Here is a 24,572-nt window from a genome sequence, read left to right on the forward strand (position 1 = left end):
TCTTCGCCCGGCATACGATTAAAAAATCTTAGGTTGGACCGATATTTTGCATTTAAATTCAATGCGCTGTCGAGATGCCAGTGCTCAACCTGCCATCTCGACTAATTCGTCTTAGACGAAAACACCGTCAGAATAGGTGGTTCCAACCAATCCTGCGAACTCATCCGACTGCATCATATAGGCAAGGGCCTCATCGACAGTATCGACAATCCCGTTTGCGTCGAGGTATTCTTTCCAGAATGTCAGACCTGCTGCATCCGCTTCCCGATCAAATAGGTTATTGTATCGCGGAGCGCGCCAACATTTTACTCAACGGCCTTGCCGAACAAGATCCAGATGCGATCAAGTGGGCGCGGGTGCGTTCCGACGCCGTCCCTTGACCGAGCTTTTGTCTACTCGTTCAGGAAACAGGGTCCAAGCCTGAATATATGACTAGTAAGGGGATGAAGGCCCTCGCAGTCGCGAGGGCCAAAGCTTCATTAGTCTGCAATGCGCATTGTCTCAGGCGTGGTTCCCGCCGCAATTTGCTCACGGTACCAGTTGGGCTGCCGTCCCTTTCCAGTCCAAGTTTGCGTCTTATCGGAAGGATTGGAAAAGACAGGTTTCGACGGCTTTTTAGCAGCTTTTGCTTTGCGCTTCGTCTTCGCAGGCACCGGGCTTGCGAGTTCTGCAATTTCACCTAGCGAAAAGCCAAACTCGGCAGCTGCTTTGGAAGCCGCCTTCTTCGCCTCACGATGATCCTTCGCTATTGCAGATGCTAACGCTTTTTGGACATCATTCAAAAGCTTTTCGAGCTCTTTGCGAGACATTGTCTTCAGTTCACTTTTATCGATCATATATGGTTTCCATTTTTCTTACGAAGCTGAATCTCTACCGAACCTTAATATGCAGGGGATTAAACCTGTTCAAGTTATGTCAGTAAATTAAATGCCTTAGGTATCGTGTTTGTGATTTTTACGGGTACTGAAAAAGCAGGGCTTTTGCCCGTTTTCCGTTCACGAAGCACGTATCATGTGCAAGACTGTTCGAGTAAAAATCCTGCGGGATAAACGTTGACATGAGACCATAAATCCGCTGAGCATATTCTTCACAGTTCCTTCTATGGAAAGGGTTCTCTCATGTTTTGTCGAAAATCTTGGCTTGTTTGTTATCTTATTGCGGCTCTTCCGGTCGGCGCGATGGCAGATCCTTTGCCTTATAAGGCTAAGACCCCCGCACCCAGCCAAGTCATTGCAGCCTATATTGGCAAAACAGAACAATGGGACGCAGACTGTGACGGCGGCATCTATTTTGGTCCGAACAATCAAGCTCGAGCATGGTGCGCGCAGAGCAGCGACAGCCTAGGCGCGGGTACATGGACCGTCGATAGCTATGGACGCATGTGTCATAACCTCACATGGTACTGGCCCAATAACGGTCGCGCCGGCAGCTCCCCGGGAGAAAAAAGCTGTATCCAGCATGTAGTTGACCGTTTTGACCGCGTCTGGCGCAGCTATCCAGGACAGTCAGAATGGTGGCCCGTTAAGGGGGACGCAAGTTTGACCCGCGGCTACATATACCAAAATGAAGTCGCCGGGCTCAAAAAGAAGCTTGGAATATAAGGCCTCGGTGAGCGGTAGTCTTCTACTGTCGCCTTCGTGGGAAAAACTCGGGCACGGCTGGTGCAAGCGGGTTTGAAGTAATTCACATCGAGATCTCAAAAACTCAATGTAGATCATTGTGGCCCTTGGAAAAGAGCGCCTACCTGACAGAAATAAAAAACGGCTACAACCGAAGCTGCAGCCGTTACTGGGCAACCGTGTGCTGTAGGGTACACGATTGATCCTATGTTGTTTCAAGAGGGTATTGTAGTCAAGGATTCTTAAGGCTTTGTGGCAAAAAATGGGCGACCATCTGCCATAGGGAGGTGCGAATCGCCTGGGTGCTAAACTTTTGAATCACCTACCTTTTTAAGCCTTTAAATGACCAATCCGGCTTTCTTTGCGTCAGCGTTTAGTAAACAGAAACAATAGATCAACCCAAGATTGCAAAATGGGCATAAATTGGGCAATGAGATGACATACTTCTGCCTTCATTTATAATCGACGCAGTATAGGCTTTGCAGCCACATAAAGTATTTGGATTTCGAACGGGTTCGCGCGCGCCGATGATATATAGGTGAGCGCAAGTTAATCAGGATAGCGCCCAACTTGGTCGTGCTTCTTTAACTTTTAAACTCTGACCCGACCGCTCCTGCTTTAGCGCCGGACTTCACTGCTACGCCGCAAACGCCCCTATACGACAGGTTGTAGATGCGAAGGCGTAAATGCGGAATATTGGGCGACCAAAGAAAAGCGCTGACAAAGCAACGGGGGGTGAGCGGGGGTACCATGAGCCTCGCACCAGCCGTGGGCTGTCAGATCGCGTCTTTCTGGACCCTAGCCGCCGAAGAAAAACGCGTGTTCTTTTGTCGGCCGGGACTGTCGCCATTGGAGCCATTGTTTGGCTGATGCTTTTTGCCATGACGGTGGGCTCGGATGGCGGCTTGGAAGCGGCACTGCCTGAACCTATTAGCGTGTTAAAAGAGCAAAGCATGCGGTCTGACCCGCGACGTCTCCCCATGCAGGGGGACAATGAACCGCCAAACCTTGCAGCGATCGATCTTCATGCGCAGCAAGAAGGTCTGAGATACCAGTGTTTGACAGGAGATGTCCCGGCGCAAAGGCAAAAGGTTTATGCGGTTGTCCCTGCCAAGCTCCCTTGGGCGGCAAAATCTCTCCAGCAAAGCTGTGATACTCTTCATGTGGTCTTGCCCACCTGGTTTCATATCACGGTGGCCGAGGGGGAGGCACAAGTTGTTGGCGTAAGCTCAGGCACCCGTGATCCGCTGTTGGAGTATGTTGAAAAGAGCCCCAGAGTGGGCATCATGCCTCTGCTTCAGTTGGACGCCACCGCAACGAGGTTTTTAACGGCCTCGAACGGGCCCACACAAGTGGCGGCGGTTCTGTCCGATTTTTTTGACCGCCCCTCTCAGGATGATGCCGTGACGGGGTATTGTCTGGACGCAAGCCCTTTGGTTCCTTTGACCATCGAAACCTTCAGCACCTTAGGTCGACAAGTAGCGACTGCATTGAGCACGCAAGGCCTTACATCTTGCGTGAAGCTTCCAAGCAGCACCCCGAACAGTCTTTTGGTCCTAGCGAACCGGTTCTTTGATACGGTTATCGTCAATGGCTACCAGGAGTATTGGATCGGTTCCGCACCTCAGCCACTGGCAGATAAAAATTGGTTTGAAGCGCATGTGACGTCCCTTCAAGAGCATGTAGCACCTGAGAAGCTGGTCATTGAGTTGGGGACCCACGCCGTCGATTGGGTCTCAGGCCAACCTCGGCCGGAAATCCAGTCTTTTGCGCAAACCATGTCTGCGCTCGCGGAAGAGGGGGGGAATGCAGAGTTCGCCCCCCAGGCCGGAAACACCCGGGCAAGCTATATAGATGCCAAGGGAATGCAGCACCGGGTTTGGATGCTTGACGCCGCTTCAACGCAAAATCAAATTCTCACGTTGCAAAATAAAGGTATTGCCGCGATCGGCCTCAGTGGGCTCGGGTATGAGGACCCAGGAATTTGGGCCGTTCTCGACCAGACCACGCGCGACGCGGCACTCTCCGGCGAAAGCCTCAAAAACATCGTTCTATCAGACTACGTTGAGCTTTTCGGGGAAGGCCCCTTTGTCGCGCCGATTTCCATGCCAGGTGTAGGCAAACGTACCGTGCTGGTTGACCCCACCACCCATGAAGTCACTTCTGTAAGTTATAGCGAGATGCCGCGGGCGGGGGCCGTGCGGCTTTACGGCGCTGGCGCGCTCAATAAGGTGGTTCTGACCTTTGATGATGGCCCCCATCCTCAGCATACCCCTGCCGCTTTGGATATTTTGCGCGAAACCCAAACGCCCGGCGCATTTTTTGTTTTGGGCAACAGCGCGATCGCCGCCCCGAATTTGGTGAAACGCATTCTTGCGGAAGGCCATGAGCTGGGCTCGCATACCTATTCACACCCAAATATGGGAGAGGTCTCCGCCTCCCGGGCCCGGGTTGAAGTCAACTCTACGCAGCTGTTGATCAACGGCATAACGGGCAAAAACATGCGGCTCTATCGTGAACCCTATATGCGCAGCGGGGGCCCTATCACATCCAAGGAAGTCGCATCTCTTCTTCCCCTTGAGGATGCGGGATACATCATTGCCGGGATGGACGTCGTGCCGCGCGACTGGACCACTCAAACCGCCGATGAGCTGGCAGATGAGATCATCAGACAGGTAGAGCTCAATGCCGGGGGCGTCGTGCTGCTCCATGATGGGGGCGGGGATCAGAGCCAGACCGTTGCGGCTCTCCCGCGGGTGATCTCTGAATTGCGGCTCAAAGGCTACACCTTTACCACCCTTGCTGACCTTCTAGGGGTTTCATCAGACATGCTGATGCCAGATGGAGATCGCGTGACATCCACCTTCGGCAGCATGTCCTTTCTGGCCGTGGGCAACAGCTGGTCTCTTCTCCAGATTGCTTTCTGGACCGTGTTCGCGATCGGCATTTGCCGCTCAATCAGTCTTCTTTTCTGGGCGGCAAGGCGCCGGCGCCATGCACCGCCCCTTTCAAAGCACGAGCCCTCGGTCACAATCGTGATCCCTGCCTACAATGAGGCGCGCGTGATTGAAAAATGCATCCGCAAAGCCCTCTACTCTGAGTATGGAGATTTTGATATCATCGTGGTGGACGATGGGTCGACCGATGACACCTACGAGAAAGCGATCAGCTTTGCGTATCACCCGCTGGTGACCGTCCTAAGACAGCCCAACCGCGGCAAGGCTGCGGCGCTCAATGCCGCACTTGATGAAGCACAAAGTGAAATCTTGATCTGCATTGATGCAGATTCCCAAATTGCCCCTGATGCCGTGGGCTTGCTGGCCGCGCACTTTAAAGACCCTAAAGTAGGGGCCGTGGCCGGTCGGGTGGTGGTGGGCAATCGAGACAACCTTCTCACCCGCCTCCAAGCGCTTGAATATATCACGGCTCAAGCTGTTGAGCGCCGGGCCAAAGAGCATCTGAATGCCATCACCGTTGTACCTGGAGCGATTGGAGCATGGCGCACGACAGCTCTAATGGAAGCGGGCATTTTCTCCACTGAAACGCTTACAGAAGACGCCGACATGACGATGGCAATGATACGATCAGACTATCAGGTAATCTATGAAGATCGCGCCGTTGCAACAACCGAAACGCCAAGGTCTCTTAGTGCATTGATGACGCAGCGGCTGCGCTGGTCGCTCGGTATGATGCAAGCTGGCTGGAAACATCTCGGTGCGACGGTTGAGCGCCGCAACTTAGGTCTCGTAGCCTTACCGGATTTGGTGGTTTTTGGGTATTTGATGCCGCTCATCGCGCCTTTGGCAGACCTATTTTTGGTGCTCCTGATGATAGAGTTTTTTACAAACTTTGGCGGGACGGATCAGGATTTCGCAAGCGTCATAACCAATCCTTTAATCATCGCCTATCTGGCCCTGCCGGCATTGGAAATCGCGAGTGCCGTCATCGCCTTTCGATTGGACTCTACAGAGGATCGACGCTTGTTGCTTTTGCTTCCGGTGCAGCGGATCTTCTACCGTCAGGTCTTGTATGTTTCAGTCATCCGGGCGCTCTGGCGGGCAGTAACGGGGTCTTTGACCAGTTGGGGGCGGATGACGCGCGTGGGCTTTCACTTCGATCAAGCAAAGCTGACATGATCGAGCGCCGAACTTTTTTAAGGTGGGGCACAGCAGCACCGCTTTTGCTTGCGCATCCGTCCCTAGGTCGTGGTGCGCCCGCCACCCCTCAAAACACTCTCGTCGTGATTGATGATGTGAATAGCACCACCGATCCTGAGCGCATCGCGATTGTTTTGGACGCCTTTGCCCGCAAAGGGTTGCCTGTGAGTTGTCTGATTGATCCAGCCCCCCTCAACGCAGGGCCCTTGGAGCCAGGCACTGCGCTTTCTCAGGGCCTGAGAGCACGGCTGCAAAGAACACCCGGTTTGCTTCAGATCGTGCCCCTGGTGAAAAATCTTGCGGGCATGACCCCCTATTTCCAAGCGCGTGCGGTTCACGACACGCGCCGCGCTTTGCACGCCGCTGTGTGGGGCACTACGGAAGCCCCCCCCTATGCAGACGAAAGCCAAACCATCGCCTGCGATATGATGCCCACAACCGTGGCTCCCTCGGGCGTTCGGGCTTCTGGCATTCGTAATGTCTTGATGCGCCCTCAGGTGAGCCGTGAAGTCAGGCCTGAGGCTTGGGAGGACGGTGTTGTCAGACTGGTCGGTGGTCAGCGCGTACAACTGCAGCCTGCGCGGAAAGCCTATAGTTTCCCCCAGCCCCGGGCGGTGGAACACGTCCTCTACCTTTCCGCACGAGACTTTTTGACCATCCCCCTGGCAGGGCTTGAGCCCGCAGCCTCTGCTTTTGCTGCTCAAGTTTTGGTTCAGACGGGCGACCACTGGGTCAGCCCCATCCTTGCTTCCGATCTCCAGTTTCGGGACGCCTATGCCTATAAAAGGCATGTGGGGCTGCATTTTGTCTTGAAGGGGAATGCGACAGCAGAAGACCAAGCCGCCTTAGCTGATTTCCAGCGCGAACTGGAGGCTGAAGGACTGCCCTCAAGCTCTGGGCCCGACACAGCCTCAGACGCCGCTTTGGGGTACTGGATTTCTTTGAAGGAGGGGAAACCTTCATCTGGATCCTTGGATGCTGTCGCGCTCTTCGACAAAGGCCAGCATTTGTCCTCTCAGGCTCCCGCCGATGGCGGCTATGGGATTGTAACTGAACTTACCGAGAAAACCAGCGCAGGGCTAAATTCAAAGAACATCTTGGGTCTGCCGACAGTGCGCCTTCAAGATGTCGGATCAGCACAGGAAACCTTGGAAAGGTCCCTTGGAACGACGGACTGTGTCCTTGCTGTTTCCACGGAGCTTTTGCAGAACGAATCCTACAGGCGTGTTTTCAAAAACGCTCTATACGCGATCGAGAATGACGGCATTTCCCGGATCGTATCACTGCCAGACTATGTAAAGCGCCTCGTTCCCCAAGGACCTTACATCACGCATTTTCGCAGAACGCAGACTTATCAGGCGCAACTATCAAAGACACCCCTTGACCCGAGTGCCGAAAGCCGCGCCCAGTTGCTGGCGGATGCCAAGATTGCCTGGTCGTATTTCGAACGATGGACCAATCCGAAAACAGGCCTTTGCCCCGCCACCGTGAACTTTGCTACTGGCCACCAAAGGTTGCATGAAACCGTGACAATGTGGGATGTGGGCAGCCATATCTTTGCACTCATAGCGGCGGTAGATCTTGAACTCATCTCGCCCCAGAAGTTCCAAAGGGCGATTGGGCGTATTTTGCCCAACATTGCTGGCCGACGCTCCCAAGGACGGCTGTTGCCCCAAGGATGGATTGCAACTGACAAGTTCAAATGGGGCAATCGAAACTTTGATGGCTGTGATGCCGGACGGCTGCTGGCGGCTTTGTACAACCTCGATCTGCACCCTTTGGTAAAGGATCGCGCGGCGCCCACCGTGGCGAGTTGGGACCTGAAAGACATCGTTCAAAATGGAGTCGTCTACTCCGTAGAGGACGGCATACTGGAAACGACCTTTAGATCACATTGCGCACATTATGCCGCCTGGGCCTTTCGGACCTGGGGGATTGAAGTGAAATCACCCTACGAAGTGTTCCAAGGCAAAAGCAGCCCTGATGGTCAGATGGCCTTGCTGGAAGTCTGTGGGCGCATTGGGCCTCTTGGGGCGGAACCTCTGCTAATGGAGGCGCTAGAGTTCGGCATGTCTCCTGAATCAGCGTATCTCGCTGATGTCTTGTTGGCCGCTCAAATCGAAGAGCATGAGGAAACCGGAAGGCTCATCGGCGTCTCAGAAGGGCCTATCAACAACGCGCCCTGGTTCTTGTACCAGGGATTGCAATTTGATGCGCAGGGGCGCGTTTGGGCAACTGACACAGTGGCGGGTTTGGACGCTCATCGCACGAAAGCCTTCCGCGATGAGCATCTCTCGATCAGCTCAAAAGCGGCCTACTTGTGGTCCGCATATAAAGACCATCCGTTTTGCGACAGGCTGCTCACCGTAGTAAGAGACAAGGCCAAGACCTCTAATGGCTTTGCATCCAGCATCAACCAAAGGACCGGAGAGGCAAGCAAAACCTATAGCGATATCAATACAAACGCAGTCATCCTTCAATCTATCGCGCATATGCTGAAAGAGAATGGCTGACCCGCATATGTCGCAAAGCGCAGTCCGCTTGTGCAAAGCTCCCCACCAGTTTGAGCGACGCATTCCGTGCAGGGGAAGACTTGAGCACACGGTTCCGCTGTGTGGTATAGCAGATTTCTACATGGTAGCGCTCAATGTTTTTGCTCAGATGCCGCCACTTTTCCGTCTGCATTGCGTATGTAATACTCACGCGCTTCATCTATAAACCCGTATAGCTCAACATATTTTATCAGTGCTTTCTCAAGCAGCTTTATCCGTTCAGGATCGCTCATAGCCCTTTGCCTTTCTGTTCGCGTCCGTTCTTTTATCGTTACCAAGAATGGCATGTTTGGATAAAGCGCGCATAGCTGCGAATGCAAAGAAGCCCTTCTTTTGGAAGGACCACCTCACCAGTCTGCTTACTTCCGCCGACGCGCGCGCTGGCTTCGAAGCTTTGCTCCCGGTCACTGAGGCGGCCGGTCTTGAGGATCTCAACAAGCCGGTGAGGCAAGAGCGGCCCGTACTGCAGAGGTTTGTGACCGTGGCCCACCCCCTTCACATCGCGATTACCTTCAACCCAAGAGATGTCCACTCTGTAGTGCAGATCGCGAGACAGCGGCATTTCATCCGGTCAGACAGCGCCGGTCCCAGCAACACCCAAGACACCGAGACACTCTCCGTGACTGGTTTTGCGCGCGCTTTGCGCGTGGCCCAGTCACTGTTCGCGAAAGGCGCGGATCATACTGTCAGTAACAGGCTTCATGAGATACTGAATAAAGGTACGATCTTGCGTTGTAATCATGATCTCGGCCGGCATGCCTGGCGTCGGGGTAAAGCCCCGAACGCGGTCGAGTTCTCTGGGAGGCACCGACACGCGCGCGACATAAATTTCTTGGGGAACGTCATTTGCCCGATCCAAGATTGCGTCGGCCGATACATAGTAGACCTGACCTTCCAGGATCGGTGTGGTGCGTTGGTTTAGCGCTGTCAGACGCACCGTTGCCTCCTGGCCTTTGCGTACGACATCAATCTCAGCCCGCGGGATCTGAACCTCGATGATCAGCGGCTCGCCGGTCGGGAGGATCTCTAATATTGCCTTCCCGCTTTCAATGACACCCCCAGCCGTATGATAGTGCAGGCGCACCACGGTGCCCGACACGGGTGCCACTATTTCAGCCCGGTGCAGAATACCCTGGGCCTTGCGCGTTTGCTCTCGAATACTTTCAAGCTCTGATTGCACCACCTGAAGTTCATCGAGAGCCGTCGCTTGCCGCTCATCGATGGTCTGTTCTATTTGAGACTCATAGCGCATGGAAAGCGCTTGAGTTTCCTTGATTTCAGATTCGAGCCGCCCGATTTGGCCTGTGGCTTCCGCCATAGCACGTCGCAATGTGTTGTACTCCGTGCGCCGGATGAGGCCTTTATTCAAAAGGATCTCTTTGGCTTCAGAATCCTCGATCAGGATCTCAAGCTGTATCTTCGTCGCATTGAGCTGTTGCTCGTAGCCCTGCGCGCGCTCTTTCAGGCCATTTATGCTCTGTTGAAGCAGATTGACGTCATTTTGCAACTGACGTGTGGCCGCATCAAATACAATTTCCTGTCCGTCAAGCATCGAGGCGATGTTGAAATCGCTCCGGAGTTTCTCGAGATGCAGAGGGTAGGCTAGCACGTCCTTTTGACTGTATTCAGCAAGAATGCGCGCTTCCATCGCCTCAAGCCGCACCTGGCGCAAAAACAGCTCTCTTTCCGTAGCCAAGGCAGACGTTTCATCCAAAAGCAGAAGGGGTTGGCCTGCCTCGACATCTTGACCTTCCTCAACGAGGATCTCCTTAATGATGCCCCCCTCCAAGTGCTGCACGATCTTGTTGCTTCCGGTAGCAACAAAGCTGCCTTGGGAAATAACAGCGGCCGCCAAAGGCGCCTTGAAGGCCCAGAGCCCAAATCCTCCGAAGGCAAAGACAAGCAGGCTAATCCCAAAGGTTACCTGTCGCGTAATGGAGCGTGGTACCTCATCATACCATTCGGGTGGCTCTGAATAGACTACCAATTCACCCATTGTTCGGTCCTCCCTGATGGGGTGCTGGGGGATTGCCGTTGTTGCTCCGCTGGGACAGTTGCTGGAGCACCTGCTGGCGCTCGCCGAAAAGTGCAATATTGCCGTCAGCCAAAAGCATGATCTTGTCGACCACACTCAGCAAAGACGGCTTTTGCGTAATGACCACCACCGTAATACCTGCCTCGCCGGCGCGATGAATGGCATTGGCCAGTGCGCGGTCACCAGCAGTGTCAAGGTTGGAGTTGGGCTCATCCAGCACCAAAAAGCGTGGGTTCCCGTAGAAGGCACGCGCAAGAGCAATGCGTTGCTTTTGGCCTCCAGAGAGCGGAGAACCATCTGCTGCGACCATCGTCTCATAGCCGTGGGGAAGGGAAGCGATCATGTCATGCACATCTGCCAAGACGGCGGCGCGGTGGATGTCCTCGTCGCGCGCATCAGACCGCATCCGCGCAATGTTGTTTTTGATGGTGCCGGGAAACAGCTGCACGTCTTGGGGAAGGTATCCGAGGTTCTCGCCGAGCTGGCGGGTATCCCAGTTGCGCAGATCCATAAGGTCGAGCCGCACATTCCCTGATGTCGGCAAGATTGATCCAACCAACATCTTGCCCAAAGTAGTCTTGCCCGCCCCGGAGTTACCGATTACCGCCAGCGAGTCCCCAGGCTGCAAAGAAAAGGTAAGGCCATTAAGGACGACTTGCTTTGTGCCTGTAGGCACATAGAGCAGGCGCTCCACATTCAACCGGCCTTCCGGCTGGGGCAGGCGTAACTTTTCAAACTTCTGAACGGCCGTCATCATCAGGTTCTCCACCCGCTGATATGCAGAGCGTGATTGGGAAAAACCGTTCCACCCTTCAATGGAGCCTTCGATCGGTGAGAGCGCGCGCCCCGCGATGATGGAGGCCGCAATGACCATGCCCCCGGTAATTTCACCTTGAATGGCAAGGAAAGCGCCCCAACCCAACATTGCGATCTGAGTAAGCAAGCGGGCCCCGCGGGACACTGCAGCCCACATGATATTGCGGTCCTGAGCGATAACCTGAGACCGAAGAGAGGTTGCCGTATCACGTCCCCAGAGCGTGACAGCCTCAGGAACCATGGCAAGGGCGTTGATAATCTGGCTGTTGCGGGACATGGAATCGAGATGCATGTTGGCGCGCGCCTGAGCCATATTAGCTTCAGCAAAAGGTTTGGATGTCGCCTTTTGGTTGATTAACGCGATCACCATCAAGACCATGGCCGTTGCCACCACGATCATACCTAGATGTGGGTGCACAAGAAAAATTGCCGCGATGAACAAAGGGGCAAAAGGGACGTCGAGAAACGAGATCAGCGTGCCAGAAACAAGAAAGCTGCGCAGCAATTGGAGATCCCCAAGGGTCTGATACTGCCGCCCATTGTCATGCAGCGACGAATGGGCCGCGGCACTCAATACCGGTCCACCGAGACGTACCGCAACCTCTACGGCTGTGCGCATCAAAATGAAGCGACGTACCGCATCAAAAATAGACTGCAAAATCACGGCACCGGCGATGACCACCGTGAGCATAATTAAAGTATCAATAGAGCGACTGGTCAGCACGCGGTCAGATATCTGAAACAGATAAATGGGGATCGACAGGACCAAGACGTTGGTGGCGCAAGTCAAGATCATCACAAAGCCCATATTGCGCCGGACGATCTGTTTGCCTTTGCTTAGTTGTGCGGCAAATTGATCGGGTGCGCCACGCTTGTGAAAAGTGGGCTTGCCCCCATTCCCGCCACCGCCGCCACCACCCCCGGTCCCACTGGGCGGCTTATTGCCATCACCGGACTTCAAGATCGGGCCAGTATCCCCTTCGATTTGGATTCCACCAAGTATGGTTTTGCTTGGCTCTGCATGTTTGGCTTTTGCTTCGGTTGGCTGTTCGGGGGCAACCTTTGCCTCAGTCCCTTGCGCCTCTCCCTGAGGCGCCTTGGGATGACTTTGGTTATGATTTTGCGCGGAGCTTTGGCCGGCGGCGTCTTTTACGGGCGGGGCGTTTCCAGAACTCTGCAAAGCGTCGGGGAGGGCCTCCACCTGTGGTGCAGGCGAAGGAGCTTCTGTTTTTGTCTGCGCGCCCGCATGCATCCTTTTGGCAGGCTCCGGCAGGGGACCCGCACATCGCATCCAAGGTGTCAAAAGAAATGCATTTCTGAACTCTTGCCCTGCAGGGAGTGCCGCCGAATAGCGCGAACGACTATTTGTTTTTAAAGTTTTTGAAGAGAAGGGGGGGACTGGAAAAGGATTGCGGTAATTCATATGCGCTCTGCTCTATCAGGCCAGCATTGTTTGCATCAGATCGGAGGATGCCATGCTTTCCGGTGAGGTTGGAACGATGCCGTGATCGTCCGATGAATGAGAGGGGTTGGTGATCATACCATCGGCGAGAAATAGGACCGCTTCATTTGCCAACGCGGGCATGTAGACCCCAGTGGGGTTAGAAGTCGTATCGATCAGATCAGCCTGATAGAGCAGGGCGTCGCTGTAAACATCGCCCTGCACGCGCACTTCGGAATCAGCACCATAAACGTTTATCGCGGCAGAGTTGATTTCGGCATTTGACCCAGTATAGAGTTTGGCGGGCATGCCAGCCTTCGCTGTAAAGGCATCAAGAGCTAAATGAACCTGATCACTGTCGCCCATAATATTGGTCTGCTCGACCCAGTTGATGGTTTTGAAATCACCCGCGATATAAAGCACGGTCAGCAGGTCATCGCCGGCAAATACACCGTCATGGGCGACATCACGGTCAATGGTCTGCGCACCATCTGCAAAAGCCTTGCCCGCGGCCGCGAAGTTTTCGGTCATCGCCCCGTAAGTATTGATGCCCACCGTGGAGATAGATGCGCCATTAAACAGCAAGTTACCACTTACTGAGATCCCGAACGGGGTAGCGCCTGCAGCGGTGATGCTGTCATAATCCAACATCACGTTCATCTGACTGATCTGGTTGACCGTAATCAGATTGCCGCCGATCATGATGAGATCATAGCCGTATCCGATCTCTGCAAGACTGGCCAAGTTAACGATGAGGTTCTCGCCTAAACTGATGTAGGTATTGGCGCCAGAAATTTGCACGTCCGCGCGATCATTGTCTGTCATGAAGCTGTATTGCTGCACCCAGTTTACAGTCAGCACATCGCCTTCAATTCGCGTAATCGCCCAGTTCTTGGGCAATCCAGTGTAGATGTCGTCGTTGTTTTCACCTGCATTTTCGGACGCACCTTCGGAGGTCTCGGCGCCAGCAAACTGGGAGGTGTAGGACATCATCGCGATGTTGAATGTGGCTGAAAGACTGTCCTGTATCACACCGTTAAAAGTGGCATGTTCCGCGAGCACATTGACCTGGCTGATCAAGTTCAGCTCTACCACATCTCCCATGACAGATATAACGGGAGCATCGAGCCAAGAGACATTCATGACCACTTCATTGAGCATCATATTACCGCCGGTCACCACTTGGTGGCCGTCGTCGAGGCCAAAAAATTCAGCTTCACCGGAGGGTCCATTTAAACCCTCAAACGGGTCTTTATCTTGAATCCGCTCGCCATCATCCGGCGCTTGCGTATTCACTTCTGGTGGCAGATCGAGATCGCTTGTGCGAACATTCGATGAGGTACCGCTATCTTCATCCTCGGCATCGTCATCGGCCCGTAAAAGCTCAGGCATAACGTCTTCCAGCAAAGGCAGGGCGTCGACGGGCTCCCCCCCGACGAACATGCCGTAGGCCTCCGATCCATGCAGCACCACCACTTTTTCCCCAAGGCGGGACGTGTCGTCTGTCTGCGCCATAAGACCATGCAATGTTTTAAAGGACGCAGCATCGCTGCCGTTGAATTCCAAGGTTGCTTCTACTGTTAAGACACCCAAGATCTGTGCAGCTTCCTGAAGACCAGCCAAAGCGGCAATGTATACCGACGGATCATTGAACTCGGCATAGACACTGTTCATCCGAAGAAGGTCATTATCTTCCATCCAAGCGCTTTGTGCGCTTACTGTGACCACGCTTCCTGGAGGCTCAAGGACGAGTAAGGGGCGCGCCACGGGAAAGAAGGAAGAGTACCCTTGTTCGACATAGAGCTCAGGAAAGGCGTTCATCTGCCCCGCAACATACGGGTCCCGCAGATTGATCGGGTCCGCATTTGCCAGCCAAATTTTGAACGGGGTTTCATAAGAAGGTGGAGTGTATTTTAACTCAGGATCAAAGTCCTTGAGCGTGTAGCGCAAATCAAAGTCGACAGGCGAAGCCTCAAGGTCATCCAGCTCAGAGTGAAGCTGTTGATACTTAAAGTCTTCATAAGCGTCGCGCAATCTTTCCGCTTCGACAGTGGTATGGAAAATACCAATCAGATGAGAAATGATTTCGGTAAATTTGTCTAACATCCTGCCAGTTCCATTTCTGTCATGTAAACAGTTGCGACACTGGGTTCCTTGCTAGCGTGGCAAGATGACGGAATGCGCAGCCATCATCTTGAGATTAAAAAACCGGGGCCCAGCGAACGCTGGGCCCCGGAACCGTTATTTAAACCTATGCCCCATCGCCATCGTCGCCGATGTAGCTGGAGCTGAAGCCGCCGCCGACAACGGTCATATCAACAGTGTTGCCAAGCACGTTGGCACCCTGAACGATCGACATGTTGAAGGCTGTGGTGTCGATCTGCGAGGCAGCCGAGGCAAAAGATTCACCAGTCACGAAGCCGTCGTCACCGTTGCCCGAGCCCCATTGGCCTGCGTTGCCACCAGCACCGCCGGCACCGCTGTACGCGTTTCCGCCAGCACCACCGGTACCGCCACCAGCTTGAACACCACCGACGATTGCTTGACCACCGAAGGCATCACCAGTGTCGCCACCCCAGGAGTGACCACCGTAGCCATCACCGCCGTCACCGGCTCCCGCAATGTTCATGCCGCCATTGCCCTGAGCATTGTTCAACGCCGCAGACCATGCACCTGCGTCACCACCGTCACCACCGTTGGCATTGCCACCGGCACCGTTACCGGTACCTGCACCGTTGGCGAGGCCTATTGAACCGGCGTCGCCGCCGTCTCCGCTATGACCAAGGCCTAGACCAATGCCGCCCCCGAATGCATCCGCATCCGAATCTCCAGTGGTACCGCCACCGGCAATGGGAATACCAAAGAAGCTTCCGGCGGAGCCGCCATCAGCATCGCTGGAATCTGCACCAGCACCTCCTAGGCCGACGCCGACGCCAATGCCGCCTGCATCACCGGAGTCACCTCCGGTCGCACCAGAGCTTACACCGGCCAATCCGAGACCGAGGCCCGCACCAATCGAGGTTGCAGCCTCGCCGTCGCCGCCGTCAGCGTCAGCATCTGACTCTGCACTGCCAAGCCCAAGCCCAAGGCCAACGGCTGCAGCATCGCCGCCATCTGCGCCAGCACCACCGGCTGCAGAAGACGCACCGCCGGCACCGCCTTGACCACCACCGGCAATTGCTGCACCTCCGACACCAAAGCCACCCAGGGCTCCAGCGCCGTTTGCTGCGCCACCTTGACCACTATTGCCACCAGCAGCCCCTGCATCAATACCATCATCAGCAGTTGCTGTGCCGCCCGTCGAAGTATTGGTTTGGCTGATTGTACCACTGTTGTGAACATCGCTCAGGTTGTCGTTGTCATTGAGGTTGTTTGACTGGGCATTGACCGTACCCGCGTCATTCCCCTCACCATTCAGGGCGTCATTGAGAATATCATCTAGGTCAAGATCATTGCCTGGATTATAGTCAATGTCTCCCTTGGCCATGATGAAATCATTCGCCGATGCATGGTGCAGGTCGATGTCAGCAAAATCGTCATCGTTGGGCATATACCCTTCCATGTTCATGCCAACGTCGACCCCAACAGTTGTCGTGCTGTTGTTGGTCATACCAGTGGTATTGGTTGTCGCGCTGTTGTTACTGGTCGCGCTGTTGTTACTGGTCGTGCTGTTGTTATTGGTATTGCTGTTGTTGCTGGTGTCGCTGTCGTTCGTCATCTTGTTGTCTGAATGATTACCATTATGGTTGCCGTTCAGACCGAGGTTGGCGTTTAGGTTCCCATTCCCATTCCCATTGCCATTCCAGTTCTCAGATGACTGATCCTGCGTTGAAGATTGATCTTGTTCCTGATCGGAATGCTGACCTTGCGCTTGTAGCTCAAGCTGCGCTTGACCTTGACCTTGTAGCTGATCCTGGTCCTGATCTTGATTTCCGTTCCCCGGATGGAACATGGTTCCGAAGTTTGTGCGATTACCACCTGGCATTGTATTTCTCCTATAAGGCACATGCCGGATCGCTGCTCATTTCAAAAGCGACCATAAAGCTGTGCGTTTCTGTTGGATTGAAGTTTAAAGCGCGCAAAATACCCAAACAGGGATTGCTAGAGCGCAGTGTTATTTTGATTTTGAATGATAAGAGCGCCTCCCTTATTTGCTTTAATTGCAAGTTGACGGGAACGAGAGAAGCTCCAGAAAAAGAACTTCAGACCTCCAGACCCGCCAACGCACTCTGGCTGCAGAGCACGCCATCACGACAAGGTGACAAGCCTGAATATCTCGAAAATCGGCAGGAAAACCTATCTGACCATTAGGGCTAGGTGGCGCCAAAGACACCTATACTACTGAAATATTTATAAATTTAAAAAGTCGAAAGTCAGAATAGGAAGACCTGCGCTATTTTTCGATCTATAGGCCTACACCTTTCGATCTGAGAAAATAAAAACAACACCACCCAAGGTTGAAAGAATGAGCTCTTGATAATATTATGACAAAAAGTGGGCCGTTTGTGTTATTATCTAGTCATAAAGGCGTAGAATCTCTACCCGTTAAAAACACATTTTGTTAACATGCAAATAAAGATTGCTGACTTATCACAGCATGAAATATAAGCGATGAGGCAGACAGGCATAGAACGTTGTAGCCAAAGTTAGGGACAATGCTATGCACAAATATGAACATTTTAGCTCTGATAAAGTCTCCTGTTTTTTTGTAGGAAACTCTCATGACTTCTCGGACACATTACTTAAATTGGCTCAAACGAGCTTTGAAAATATAGCCTTTTGTCGTTTGCCCTCTGTCGAATCCCTTCTCGATTTAACAGTCTGTCGCCCCGATAGAGTTCGAAGCATCATTTTAAATCAGTCTATGGCTGTTGGCTTAAAAACTACGCTTCCGGTCTTGCTCGAGCAATTTTCCAATGCCACCGTAGCTTTATCTTACCGACAGCCGAAGCTAGTCCGGAATATCCTGAACGATATGAGGACGACCCAACCCCCACTCAACTTAGCCTTCCTACCAATGAACCGAGACGTAGATCGTTGGCTGACCCTCCTGCAGCTTTTGATCTGCGGGGAAAACTACATCCCCTCAGAGCTCTACACCCCTGCAGACGCCCAAATACCAGAACCGATAGAGATTTGCGCTAAGCCAAAATCTTTGCTCGACCCCGCTGTGCAAGCCTCCTTAAGCTTGCATGATCCGGCCCTTAAAGTTGCCAAGGACGAGCTGACAAACCGAGAGATGCAGGTACTGACCTGTGTCGCTGAAGGTAAGCAGAACAAGGTTATTGCCAATAGCCTGGGCCTCTCTGAGCATACTGTAAAGCTGCACATCCATCACGTAATATCCAAGCTTGGCGTTAATAACCGTACAGAAGCAGCCGTTTGGTTCTTGGAAAAATCCAGAACAGAGATTAGGTCAGTATGAACGAAAATGGTGGCCCGCATCTGCAGTTTGATGATTTCCTCCTGCTCATAGGCAAGCTCAACTATACTTGGACCAACACCGAAAGCCTGTTGATCCATTTCATTGCAGGCTTATCAGAAGTGGACAAAGAGATGGCAACTGTCATCTTCTTGACCTTAAACACCACGCGTGCACGGATCGACCTCGTTGAGCGGCTAGCAAAGCTTGACAGGGTCCCATCAGATCAAAGAACCGCGATACTCGACATCACAGGCCGCATTTTGGGACAAGCCAAGCTACGCAACCGCTACAATCACTGCATCTATGCTTTTGATGCGGATGGCGATAATCCCCGCACCATTCTGATGCGGATCGCCGACCGCAAGGACACGCTAAAGATGGGGCAATCGCACCCCCTCAACGATGCTGCGGCCGAAGATATTGAAGCAGCCATCAAAGCGTTGGCCCTTATCAACCATGCGATCTGGAAAATTATTCAGCAGTTCGACTTCCCGCGCTGACCGGCTCAAAGCTTAAGCTTGGCCAGGCTAACCTTATTGTTAGCTTCACAGGTAAGATTTTGATTTTAAACTAGTATCACAGACACATAGCCGACGCTGAATTGTCGCGAGCTACAAAGTCGTCGCAGCACAGTTTGGACGCAGCCTCGATCGACATCCTTCGTTCCGCAGCCCGAGCTAATGGTCTGATACTGGAGGAAATCCTATGAATGCGCACTTACCCAAATTGCACTCAGTTCGGGCCAGCACATCTAGAAATACCGATGCTCGCCGCCGCATTTTGGTTGCAGGCGGCGCTGGCTTTCTCGGGAGCCATTTGTGTCATACGCTTTTGCATGACGAACATATCGTCATTTGCATGGATAACTTTGAAACTGGCAGGATGTCCAATATTGGGATCTTGCTCAGTGATCCCAATTTCATCTTGATGCGGCATGACATCATCGATCCCCTACCAGACATTGGCCCTGTCGATGAAATCTACAATCTTGCCTGTGCAGCCTCACCACAAAAATATCAAATCGATCCCGTCCATACGCTCAAGACCAACATTTGGGGCGCCCTAAACCTTCTAGAACTTGCGGTTTCCTGTGATGCGAAAATTTTGCAATCGTCCACTTCAGAGGTCTACGGCGATCCGGAAACGTCGCCTCAATCGGAAGACTACAGGGGCTGTGTGAATACAATGGGCCCTCGGGCCTGCTATGATGAAGGCAAGCGCGCCGCCGAAACCCTGTTTTACGACTACTATAAGACAAAGGGGGCTCGGATACGGGTCGCACGGATCTTTAACACTTATGGCCCTGCGATGTGCCCGGCCGATGGGCGGGTCATCTCAAACTTCATGGTGCAAGCCCTGTCCGGCGCGCCCCTTACGATCTACGGAGATGGCCACCAAACCCGGTCATTTTGCTATGCTACCGACATGATCGCAGGTCTTATGGCTTTGATGGCGGCACCAGACAGCGCGGTTGGCCCCTACAACCTCGGCAACCCAGAAGAATTCACCATAGGGGCCCTTGCCCATAGCATCCTTGAGATCCTCGGCCTCCCTCCCATCATACACTATCTGGACCTGCCACAAGACGATCCCAGACAACGTTGCCCCAACATTACAAAAGCCAACAGGGACCTGAACTGGATGCCGCGCATTCCTTTGGCTGAAGGGCTGCGCCACACAATGCCCTATTTTGAGACTGAGCTGCGACAGATGAAACCTGCGCTGATCGCGGAATGAGCGCCTCGACTGGCATATGTGTGACAGGCGGCGCAGGCTATATCGGCAGCCACGCCTGCTATGCTCTTGGCGTTGAGGGGCGCACCCCATTGGTTGTCGACAACTTGGTAACCGGTCATCGCGCCGCCGTTCGATGGGGGCCGTTCGCCCATATAGATCTGCGTGATACGACACAGCTCACACACGCTTTATGCCAGCATAACACCAGAACGGTTCTGCATTTTGCCGCCTCAGCCTATGTGGGGGACTCGATGCAGGACCCGATCAGCTACTACGAAAACAACGTCTGCGGGATGATTTCTCTGCTTCAGGCCTGCTTAGCTGCCGGCGTGCGCCACTTCATCCTGTCCAGCAGCTGTGCCACCTATGGCATCCCACAAACCATTCCTATTACGGAAACAACCTCGCAACGTCCGATCAGCCCCTATGGACAGAGCAAGTTGATCTGCGAAAACATATTGCGCGATGTCGCAGGGCAAGCGGGCATGGACTTTGCAATACTGCGGTATTTTAACGCTGCCGGAGCGGACCCAAGCGGCGCTCTGTGCGAGGAACACTCCCCCGAAACCCATCTTATACCGCGGGCCCTTGCTGCCACGCGCCCGCAGGGGGAAGCGCTGGCTCTGTTCGGGACAGATTACGACACAGCCGACGGCACCTGTGTGCGCGATTACATCCATGTGAGCGATCTGGTGCGTGGGCATCTTATGGTATTGGCACATTTGGAAAAATTCGGCGGCAGCTTGGTGTTGAACCTTGGCAGTGGAAGGGGCGTGTCAAACATGCAGATCATTCAGGTGGTCGAGGACGTGACAGGCGCCAAAGTAAAGGTGCGTAGAGCGTCTCGGCGCCAGGGGGATCCGCCCAGTTTGATCGCCGACATCAGCCAAGCCCGGGAAATTCTAGGCTTTGAGCCAAGCCACTCCGACATCCATACCATCATAGCAGATGCGGCGCGCAGTTTTGGCCTATTGAAGGTACAAAATGCAAAATCTGCCTGATCATAAGCCGAAGCTTTTCCGCCAGCCTCTCCTGAAAGGGAAGGTGAAAAGGCGCTATGTTCTGTTGGCCAGCCTATGGCTGCTCACCGTCGTCTTCTTTTGGCACTGGTGGTTGCAGTCAGAGCACGCCACCGCTTGGTACCTCTATGTCCCGGTCACGCTTTGTGTCGCTTGGGTCTTTTTTGTCCAAGCCTATTTTCTTAACCTTTTCTTGCGGTCACATCATACGACCGGCACACTTGCTGAGCTGGGTCCATGCCGGGTCGCCATGGTGGTTACGAAAGCGCCGGCAGAACCCTTTGAAGTCGTTAAGGCAACGCTTAAGGCCATGCTGGCCCAAACAGTGGCCCACGATACTTGGCTGGCCGACGAAGACCCTGACCGTGAGACCCGAGACTGGTGCTGCGCGCATGGTGTTCATGTCTCCACGCGCAAAGGGGTCGCAGCATATCACAACAAAAGCTGGCCCCGCCGGACGCGGTGTAAAGAAGGTAACCTCGCCTATTTTTACGACCACTACGGCTATGAGCACTATGACATCGTGTCCCAGCTTGACGCTGACCATGTGCCCGAACCCGACTATTTACACGAGATGCTTCGCCCCTTCGCAGATCCGGATGTCGGCTATGTCACAGCACCAAGCATCTGTTCGCGCAACGCGCCCAACAGTTGGGCCGCACGGAGCCGGCTGCATACAGAAGCCGTCTTTCACGGCGTCGTACAGGCGGGATATGCAAACGGCTGGGCGCCCATGTGTATTGGCTCCCATTATGCCGTACGAACGAAGGCGCTGCATGCAGTCGGCGGGCTCGGACCTGAGCTTGCCGAAGACCATTCAACCTCCATGATCCTCAACGCGGGAGGGTGGAAAGGCATGCATGCAATCAATGCTATTGCTGAGGGAGAAGGCCCCCCCACGGTGGCAGATCTGATCGTGCAGGAGTTTCAGTGGTCGCGGAGCCTGATGACCATTCTGCTCCAGCATACACCGCGCTATCTTGCCGGTCTGTCACCGGGCCGTAAGCTGCAGTTTGTTTTCTGCCAATTATGGTATCCACTGCTGGCCGGCTTCATGGCCCTGATGTTTATATTGCCCATCGCAGCACTCATTTTCGACGTGCGCTATGCCAACCTTACCTTCCCCGCATTCCTGCTTCATGTTTGGCCCTCCATCGCTGTCATGATCATCCTTGTCTTATGTATGCGGACCGATGGGTTCTTCCGACCCTATGATGCCAAGGTGCTAGGATGGGAAAAAATGCTCTTTGCACTGGTGCAGTGGCCATGGGTGATCTTGGGAAGCCTCATGGCAGTGCGAGATACGCTCACGGGAAACTTTGTCGACTTTCGCGTGACGCCAAAAGGCCAGCGGGACGTGCAGATGCTGGGATGGAAGGTCCTATCCCCCTACCTAGTCTTGGCGCTGTTTTCCCTCTTCCCAGTGCTATGGGTGGAACGGGCAGAACAGGCTGCTGGTTTTTATATTTTCGCTCTCGTTAACGCTACACTCTACACCACGGTCTTCGTAGTTATTGTTGTCAAACATCTGAGCGAAAACCAATTGGGCGCTGCAGTATGGAAACCACGAACCGTCGCGCAATTTGCCTGTGTGGGATTATCGGCAGCCTGCATTGTTATCGCAGCAGGAGAGCGGGGCCATGCAGGCCTAGTCGCGCTTACCGAAACACGCAGCACAGTCCGCATCTTCATACCTACCTATGTTGTGACAGGCGCAGGGCAGGGCGGTCAAAGCTCCCCTTATGTCATGGTCTATAATCCCCACTGGTGGTCGCAGTGGCTCAATGCAGTCCCCCTGAAAGGAGGCACAAAATGAAACCCCTTCATATGTTCACCCCCAAGCGGACATTTGCGCCTGGAGCTGTATCGCTTCTCTGCGCTCTTGCTTTGGGAACTACGTTGCCCGCACAATCCGTCCCTCCGGGGGACCTCCCGTTTGGCGTCTATGACCCAAATGGCGACTTTTCGGATTTGAAGGGGGTGTCGATCGAACATCTGTTTCTTCCTTGGGAAGATGTGCTGCTGCCCAGTTTGTTCGAGGCAGAAACCTATGCAAAAGAACGCAACCGGACTCTGTTGGTCACAATTGAGCCTTGGACATGGTCGCGCGACGACCGCAACAGCCCGACAGTTCTGCGCGAAGGCATCCAAAATGGCACCTATGATGCCACCATGCAGAACGTCTGCTCTGCCTTAGGTCAGCTTGATATTCCGATGACAATCCGGTGGGCACAGGAAATGGAAGACCCCAGTGGTCAGTTCATTTGGTCTAATTGGCGCCCGGAAGACTATATCTCCGCGTTCCGCCGGATGAACGCCATTTGCCGCACCAATGCGCCCACCGCACGCTACATGTGGTCCCCGCTCGGATATGAAAACCTCGCAGACTATTATCCCGGTGACGATGTCGTGGATGTCGTGGGGCTCTCCGTGTTCAGCTTCGAGCCCTGGGAAGAGGCAATACTCGACCAAGCGCAAACCTTTGAGGAAATCTTCGGTCCTCGGTATGAGCGTGCTGTGACCTTTAACAAACCTATCATGGTCGCAGAGCTTGGATTTTCTGGTGATGCTGAGCATGTCGCCAAGTGGAATGCCGATATCCGAACGATGAGTGCGTCTTATCCCGAACTCGAAGCGGTGGTCTATTTTGCGCAAAAGGAAGTTTATCCATGGCCAGACGGATTTGGATATCCGAACTGGCGGCAAACCGCCCACGTTCTGCCTGATGCTCGCTAAGTGATTCAGGAAATACTCTTCTTACAGAGGCTTGGTGGCATTTGCTGTGAAAGCCTAAGCCACCTGAAAGCTCATCTGGCACCCGTGAAATGCCCCACCTCAAGTATTTGAGGGATGGGCTAGGCGCATGGGTGCCTTGACCGTAAACGCCGTATTCGCATAGTTGCTCCACTGTCATCGAGGCAAGCCAACATCAGAAAGGCTTGCCCGAGTCTGAGGAGAGCAGTTGTGAACAAGAACCTGGCACGCCGGTCCCGGCGCGGTATTTTTGCATTTTCAGCGATGTTAGTGGTCGTCTCCGGAGCTGCTTTTTCCGAGCAGGCAATGGCGCAATCGACCAAGACTGCGTCCGCTGGATCCGGTACGGGTGGCTATATTTGCACCCCCGCAGGTTTCGGTCAAAAATCGAAATGCTATCGCCGCTAGACGATCTTGGGTCAGGATACGCGGCAGATTAAAAAAGGGCCCGGACCCTCATTTCTGAGGAGCGCTTAAGCTTTTTAGACTCTCCGCGTTTCTCCGCCTCAGCTGGCGGCTTTTCCAATTGGCAAAGCCCTTGGGCAAGCCTGCGATGGCCTGTTCTACCAACCGGTCATGCCTCTTGGCGCTCGCGCGCACCATGAGACGGAACACACAAACGGGCGCTCTCCTCCTTGCAATATCCCCTCTGAAGTGGCCCACCCGCTGGGATATGATTATCCCGTTTTCAGGAGGACCAGAGCATGGCTGAAAAGCGAGAGAAGCCCGAAGATATTGTGCTGAAGCTGCGGCAAGTTGAAGTTCTAGCCATGGCCGAAAAACAAAGTTCGCCATTCCTTGGGACACTATCAACTCCTCGGAACAAACCGATCATGAAAAATAGGGATAGATTACAGGTTTCCGGGGGGGGGGGGGGCGTTGACAGACCTCTCAACTTTTGGTATGACTTATTCATACCTTTTTTTTTGGGGGGGGGGGTCACATAATGACCGTAAAAACTACGCTTAGCTTCACTGATCGCCACCACGATTTTCTTAAGTCCAAGGTTGAGCAAGG

Annotated in this window: 17 protein-coding genes; 11 read left to right on the top strand and 6 right to left on the bottom strand. The window is 53.7% G+C overall.

Going from position 1 to position 24,572, the window contains the following annotated elements:
• Positions 1-239: 239 nt before the first annotated feature.
• The gene (locus WNY61_RS19255) at positions 240-380 is read left to right on the top strand and encodes a hypothetical protein (RefSeq protein ID WP_342853061.1); all 141 of its coding nucleotides are present in this window, start codon (positions 240-242) and stop codon (positions 378-380) included.
• Between the two features lie 99 nt (positions 381-479).
• On the opposite strand, the gene WNY61_RS19260 is transcribed toward WNY61_RS19255, so the two are convergent.
• The gene (locus WNY61_RS19260; RefSeq protein WP_342853062.1) at positions 480-836 is read right to left on the bottom strand and encodes an H-NS histone family protein; all 357 of its coding nucleotides are present in this window, start codon (positions 834-836) and stop codon (positions 480-482) included.
• 282 nt (positions 837-1,118) lie between these two features.
• Here WNY61_RS19260 and WNY61_RS19265 point away from each other — a divergent pair, with 282 nt between their 5' ends.
• The 3 genes from WNY61_RS19265 (at position 1,119) to WNY61_RS19275 (ending at position 8,289) form a co-directional block, all read left to right on the top strand.
• Complete coding sequence (locus WNY61_RS19265) at positions 1,119-1,601, top strand: DUF995 domain-containing protein (RefSeq protein WP_342853063.1); 483 nt, start codon at positions 1,119-1,121, stop codon at positions 1,599-1,601.
• A gap of 887 nt (positions 1,602-2,488) precedes the next feature.
• Positions 2,489-5,755 (top strand): glycosyltransferase, encoded by a 3,267-nt coding sequence (locus WNY61_RS19270; protein WP_342853064.1) that lies wholly within the window; start codon positions 2,489-2,491, stop codon positions 5,753-5,755.
• Positions 5,756-5,859: 104 nt separating this feature from the next.
• Positions 5,860-8,289, top strand: a complete 2,430-nt coding sequence (locus WNY61_RS19275; RefSeq protein WP_342853065.1) for a DUF3131 domain-containing protein — start codon at positions 5,860-5,862, stop codon at positions 8,287-8,289.
• 131 nt (positions 8,290-8,420) lie between these two features.
• On the opposite strand, the gene WNY61_RS19280 is transcribed toward WNY61_RS19275, so the two are convergent.
• The 5 genes from WNY61_RS19280 to WNY61_RS19300 all read right to left on the bottom strand — a co-directional run bounded on the left by WNY61_RS19280 (position 8,421) and on the right by WNY61_RS19300 (position 16,605).
• Entirely contained in the window at positions 8,421-8,561 is a 141-nt protein-coding gene (locus WNY61_RS19280) for a hypothetical protein (protein WP_007121074.1), read from the bottom strand.
• Positions 8,562-8,983: 422 nt separating this feature from the next.
• On the bottom strand, positions 8,984-10,324 hold the full coding sequence (locus tag WNY61_RS19285; protein WP_342853066.1) for an HlyD family type I secretion periplasmic adaptor subunit: 1,341 nt from the start codon (positions 10,322-10,324) through the stop codon (positions 8,984-8,986).
• A complete protein-coding gene (locus tag WNY61_RS19290; RefSeq protein ID WP_342853076.1) occupies positions 10,317-12,470 on the bottom strand; it encodes a type I secretion system permease/ATPase in 2,154 nt (717 codons plus the stop codon). The genes WNY61_RS19285 and WNY61_RS19290 overlap by 8 nt, the downstream gene beginning before the upstream one ends.
• A 147-nt stretch (positions 12,471-12,617) precedes the next feature.
• On the bottom strand, positions 12,618-14,726 hold the full coding sequence (locus WNY61_RS19295; protein WP_342853067.1) for a type I secretion protein ATPase: 2,109 nt from the start codon (positions 14,724-14,726) through the stop codon (positions 12,618-12,620).
• Positions 14,727-14,871: 145 nt separating this feature from the next.
• A complete protein-coding gene (locus WNY61_RS19300) occupies positions 14,872-16,605 on the bottom strand; it encodes a hypothetical protein (protein WP_342853068.1) in 1,734 nt (577 codons plus the stop codon).
• A 675-nt stretch (positions 16,606-17,280) separates the two neighbouring features.
• Here WNY61_RS19300 and WNY61_RS19305 point away from each other — a divergent pair.
• The 7 genes from WNY61_RS19305 to WNY61_RS19335 all read left to right on the top strand — a co-directional run bounded on the left by WNY61_RS19305 (position 17,281) and on the right by WNY61_RS19335 (position 23,963).
• On the top strand, positions 17,281-18,045 hold the full coding sequence (locus WNY61_RS19305; protein ID WP_342853069.1) for a response regulator transcription factor: 765 nt from the start codon (positions 17,281-17,283) through the stop codon (positions 18,043-18,045).
• Positions 18,042-18,545, top strand: coding sequence for a hypothetical protein (locus WNY61_RS19310; protein ID WP_342853070.1), 504 nt, complete (start codon positions 18,042-18,044; stop codon positions 18,543-18,545). Before WNY61_RS19305 ends, WNY61_RS19310 begins: the two co-directional genes overlap by 4 nt.
• A gap of 205 nt (positions 18,546-18,750) precedes the next feature.
• A complete protein-coding gene (locus WNY61_RS19315; RefSeq protein ID WP_342853071.1) occupies positions 18,751-19,782 on the top strand; it encodes a UDP-glucuronic acid decarboxylase family protein in 1,032 nt (343 codons plus the stop codon).
• Entirely contained in the window at positions 19,779-20,783 is a 1,005-nt protein-coding gene (gene galE, locus WNY61_RS19320) for a UDP-glucose 4-epimerase GalE (RefSeq protein ID WP_342853072.1), read from the top strand. The genes WNY61_RS19315 and galE overlap by 4 nt, the downstream gene beginning before the upstream one ends.
• A 43-nt stretch (positions 20,784-20,826) precedes the next feature.
• Complete coding sequence (locus WNY61_RS19325; protein ID WP_342853073.1) at positions 20,827-22,617, top strand: glycosyltransferase family 2 protein; 1,791 nt, start codon at positions 20,827-20,829, stop codon at positions 22,615-22,617.
• The gene (locus WNY61_RS19330; RefSeq protein ID WP_342853074.1) at positions 22,614-23,537 is read left to right on the top strand and encodes a beta-mannosidase; all 924 of its coding nucleotides are present in this window, start codon (positions 22,614-22,616) and stop codon (positions 23,535-23,537) included. Before WNY61_RS19325 ends, WNY61_RS19330 begins: the two co-directional genes overlap by 4 nt.
• Before the next feature lie 228 nt (positions 23,538-23,765).
• Positions 23,766-23,963 (top strand): hypothetical protein, encoded by a 198-nt coding sequence (locus tag WNY61_RS19335; protein ID WP_342853075.1) that lies wholly within the window; start codon positions 23,766-23,768, stop codon positions 23,961-23,963.
• Positions 23,964-24,572: the final 609 nt, after the last annotated feature.

The sequence above is a fragment of the Sulfitobacter sp. AS92 genome (assembly GCF_038900015.1).
Classification (GTDB): Bacteria; Pseudomonadota; Alphaproteobacteria; order Rhodobacterales; family Rhodobacteraceae; genus Sulfitobacter.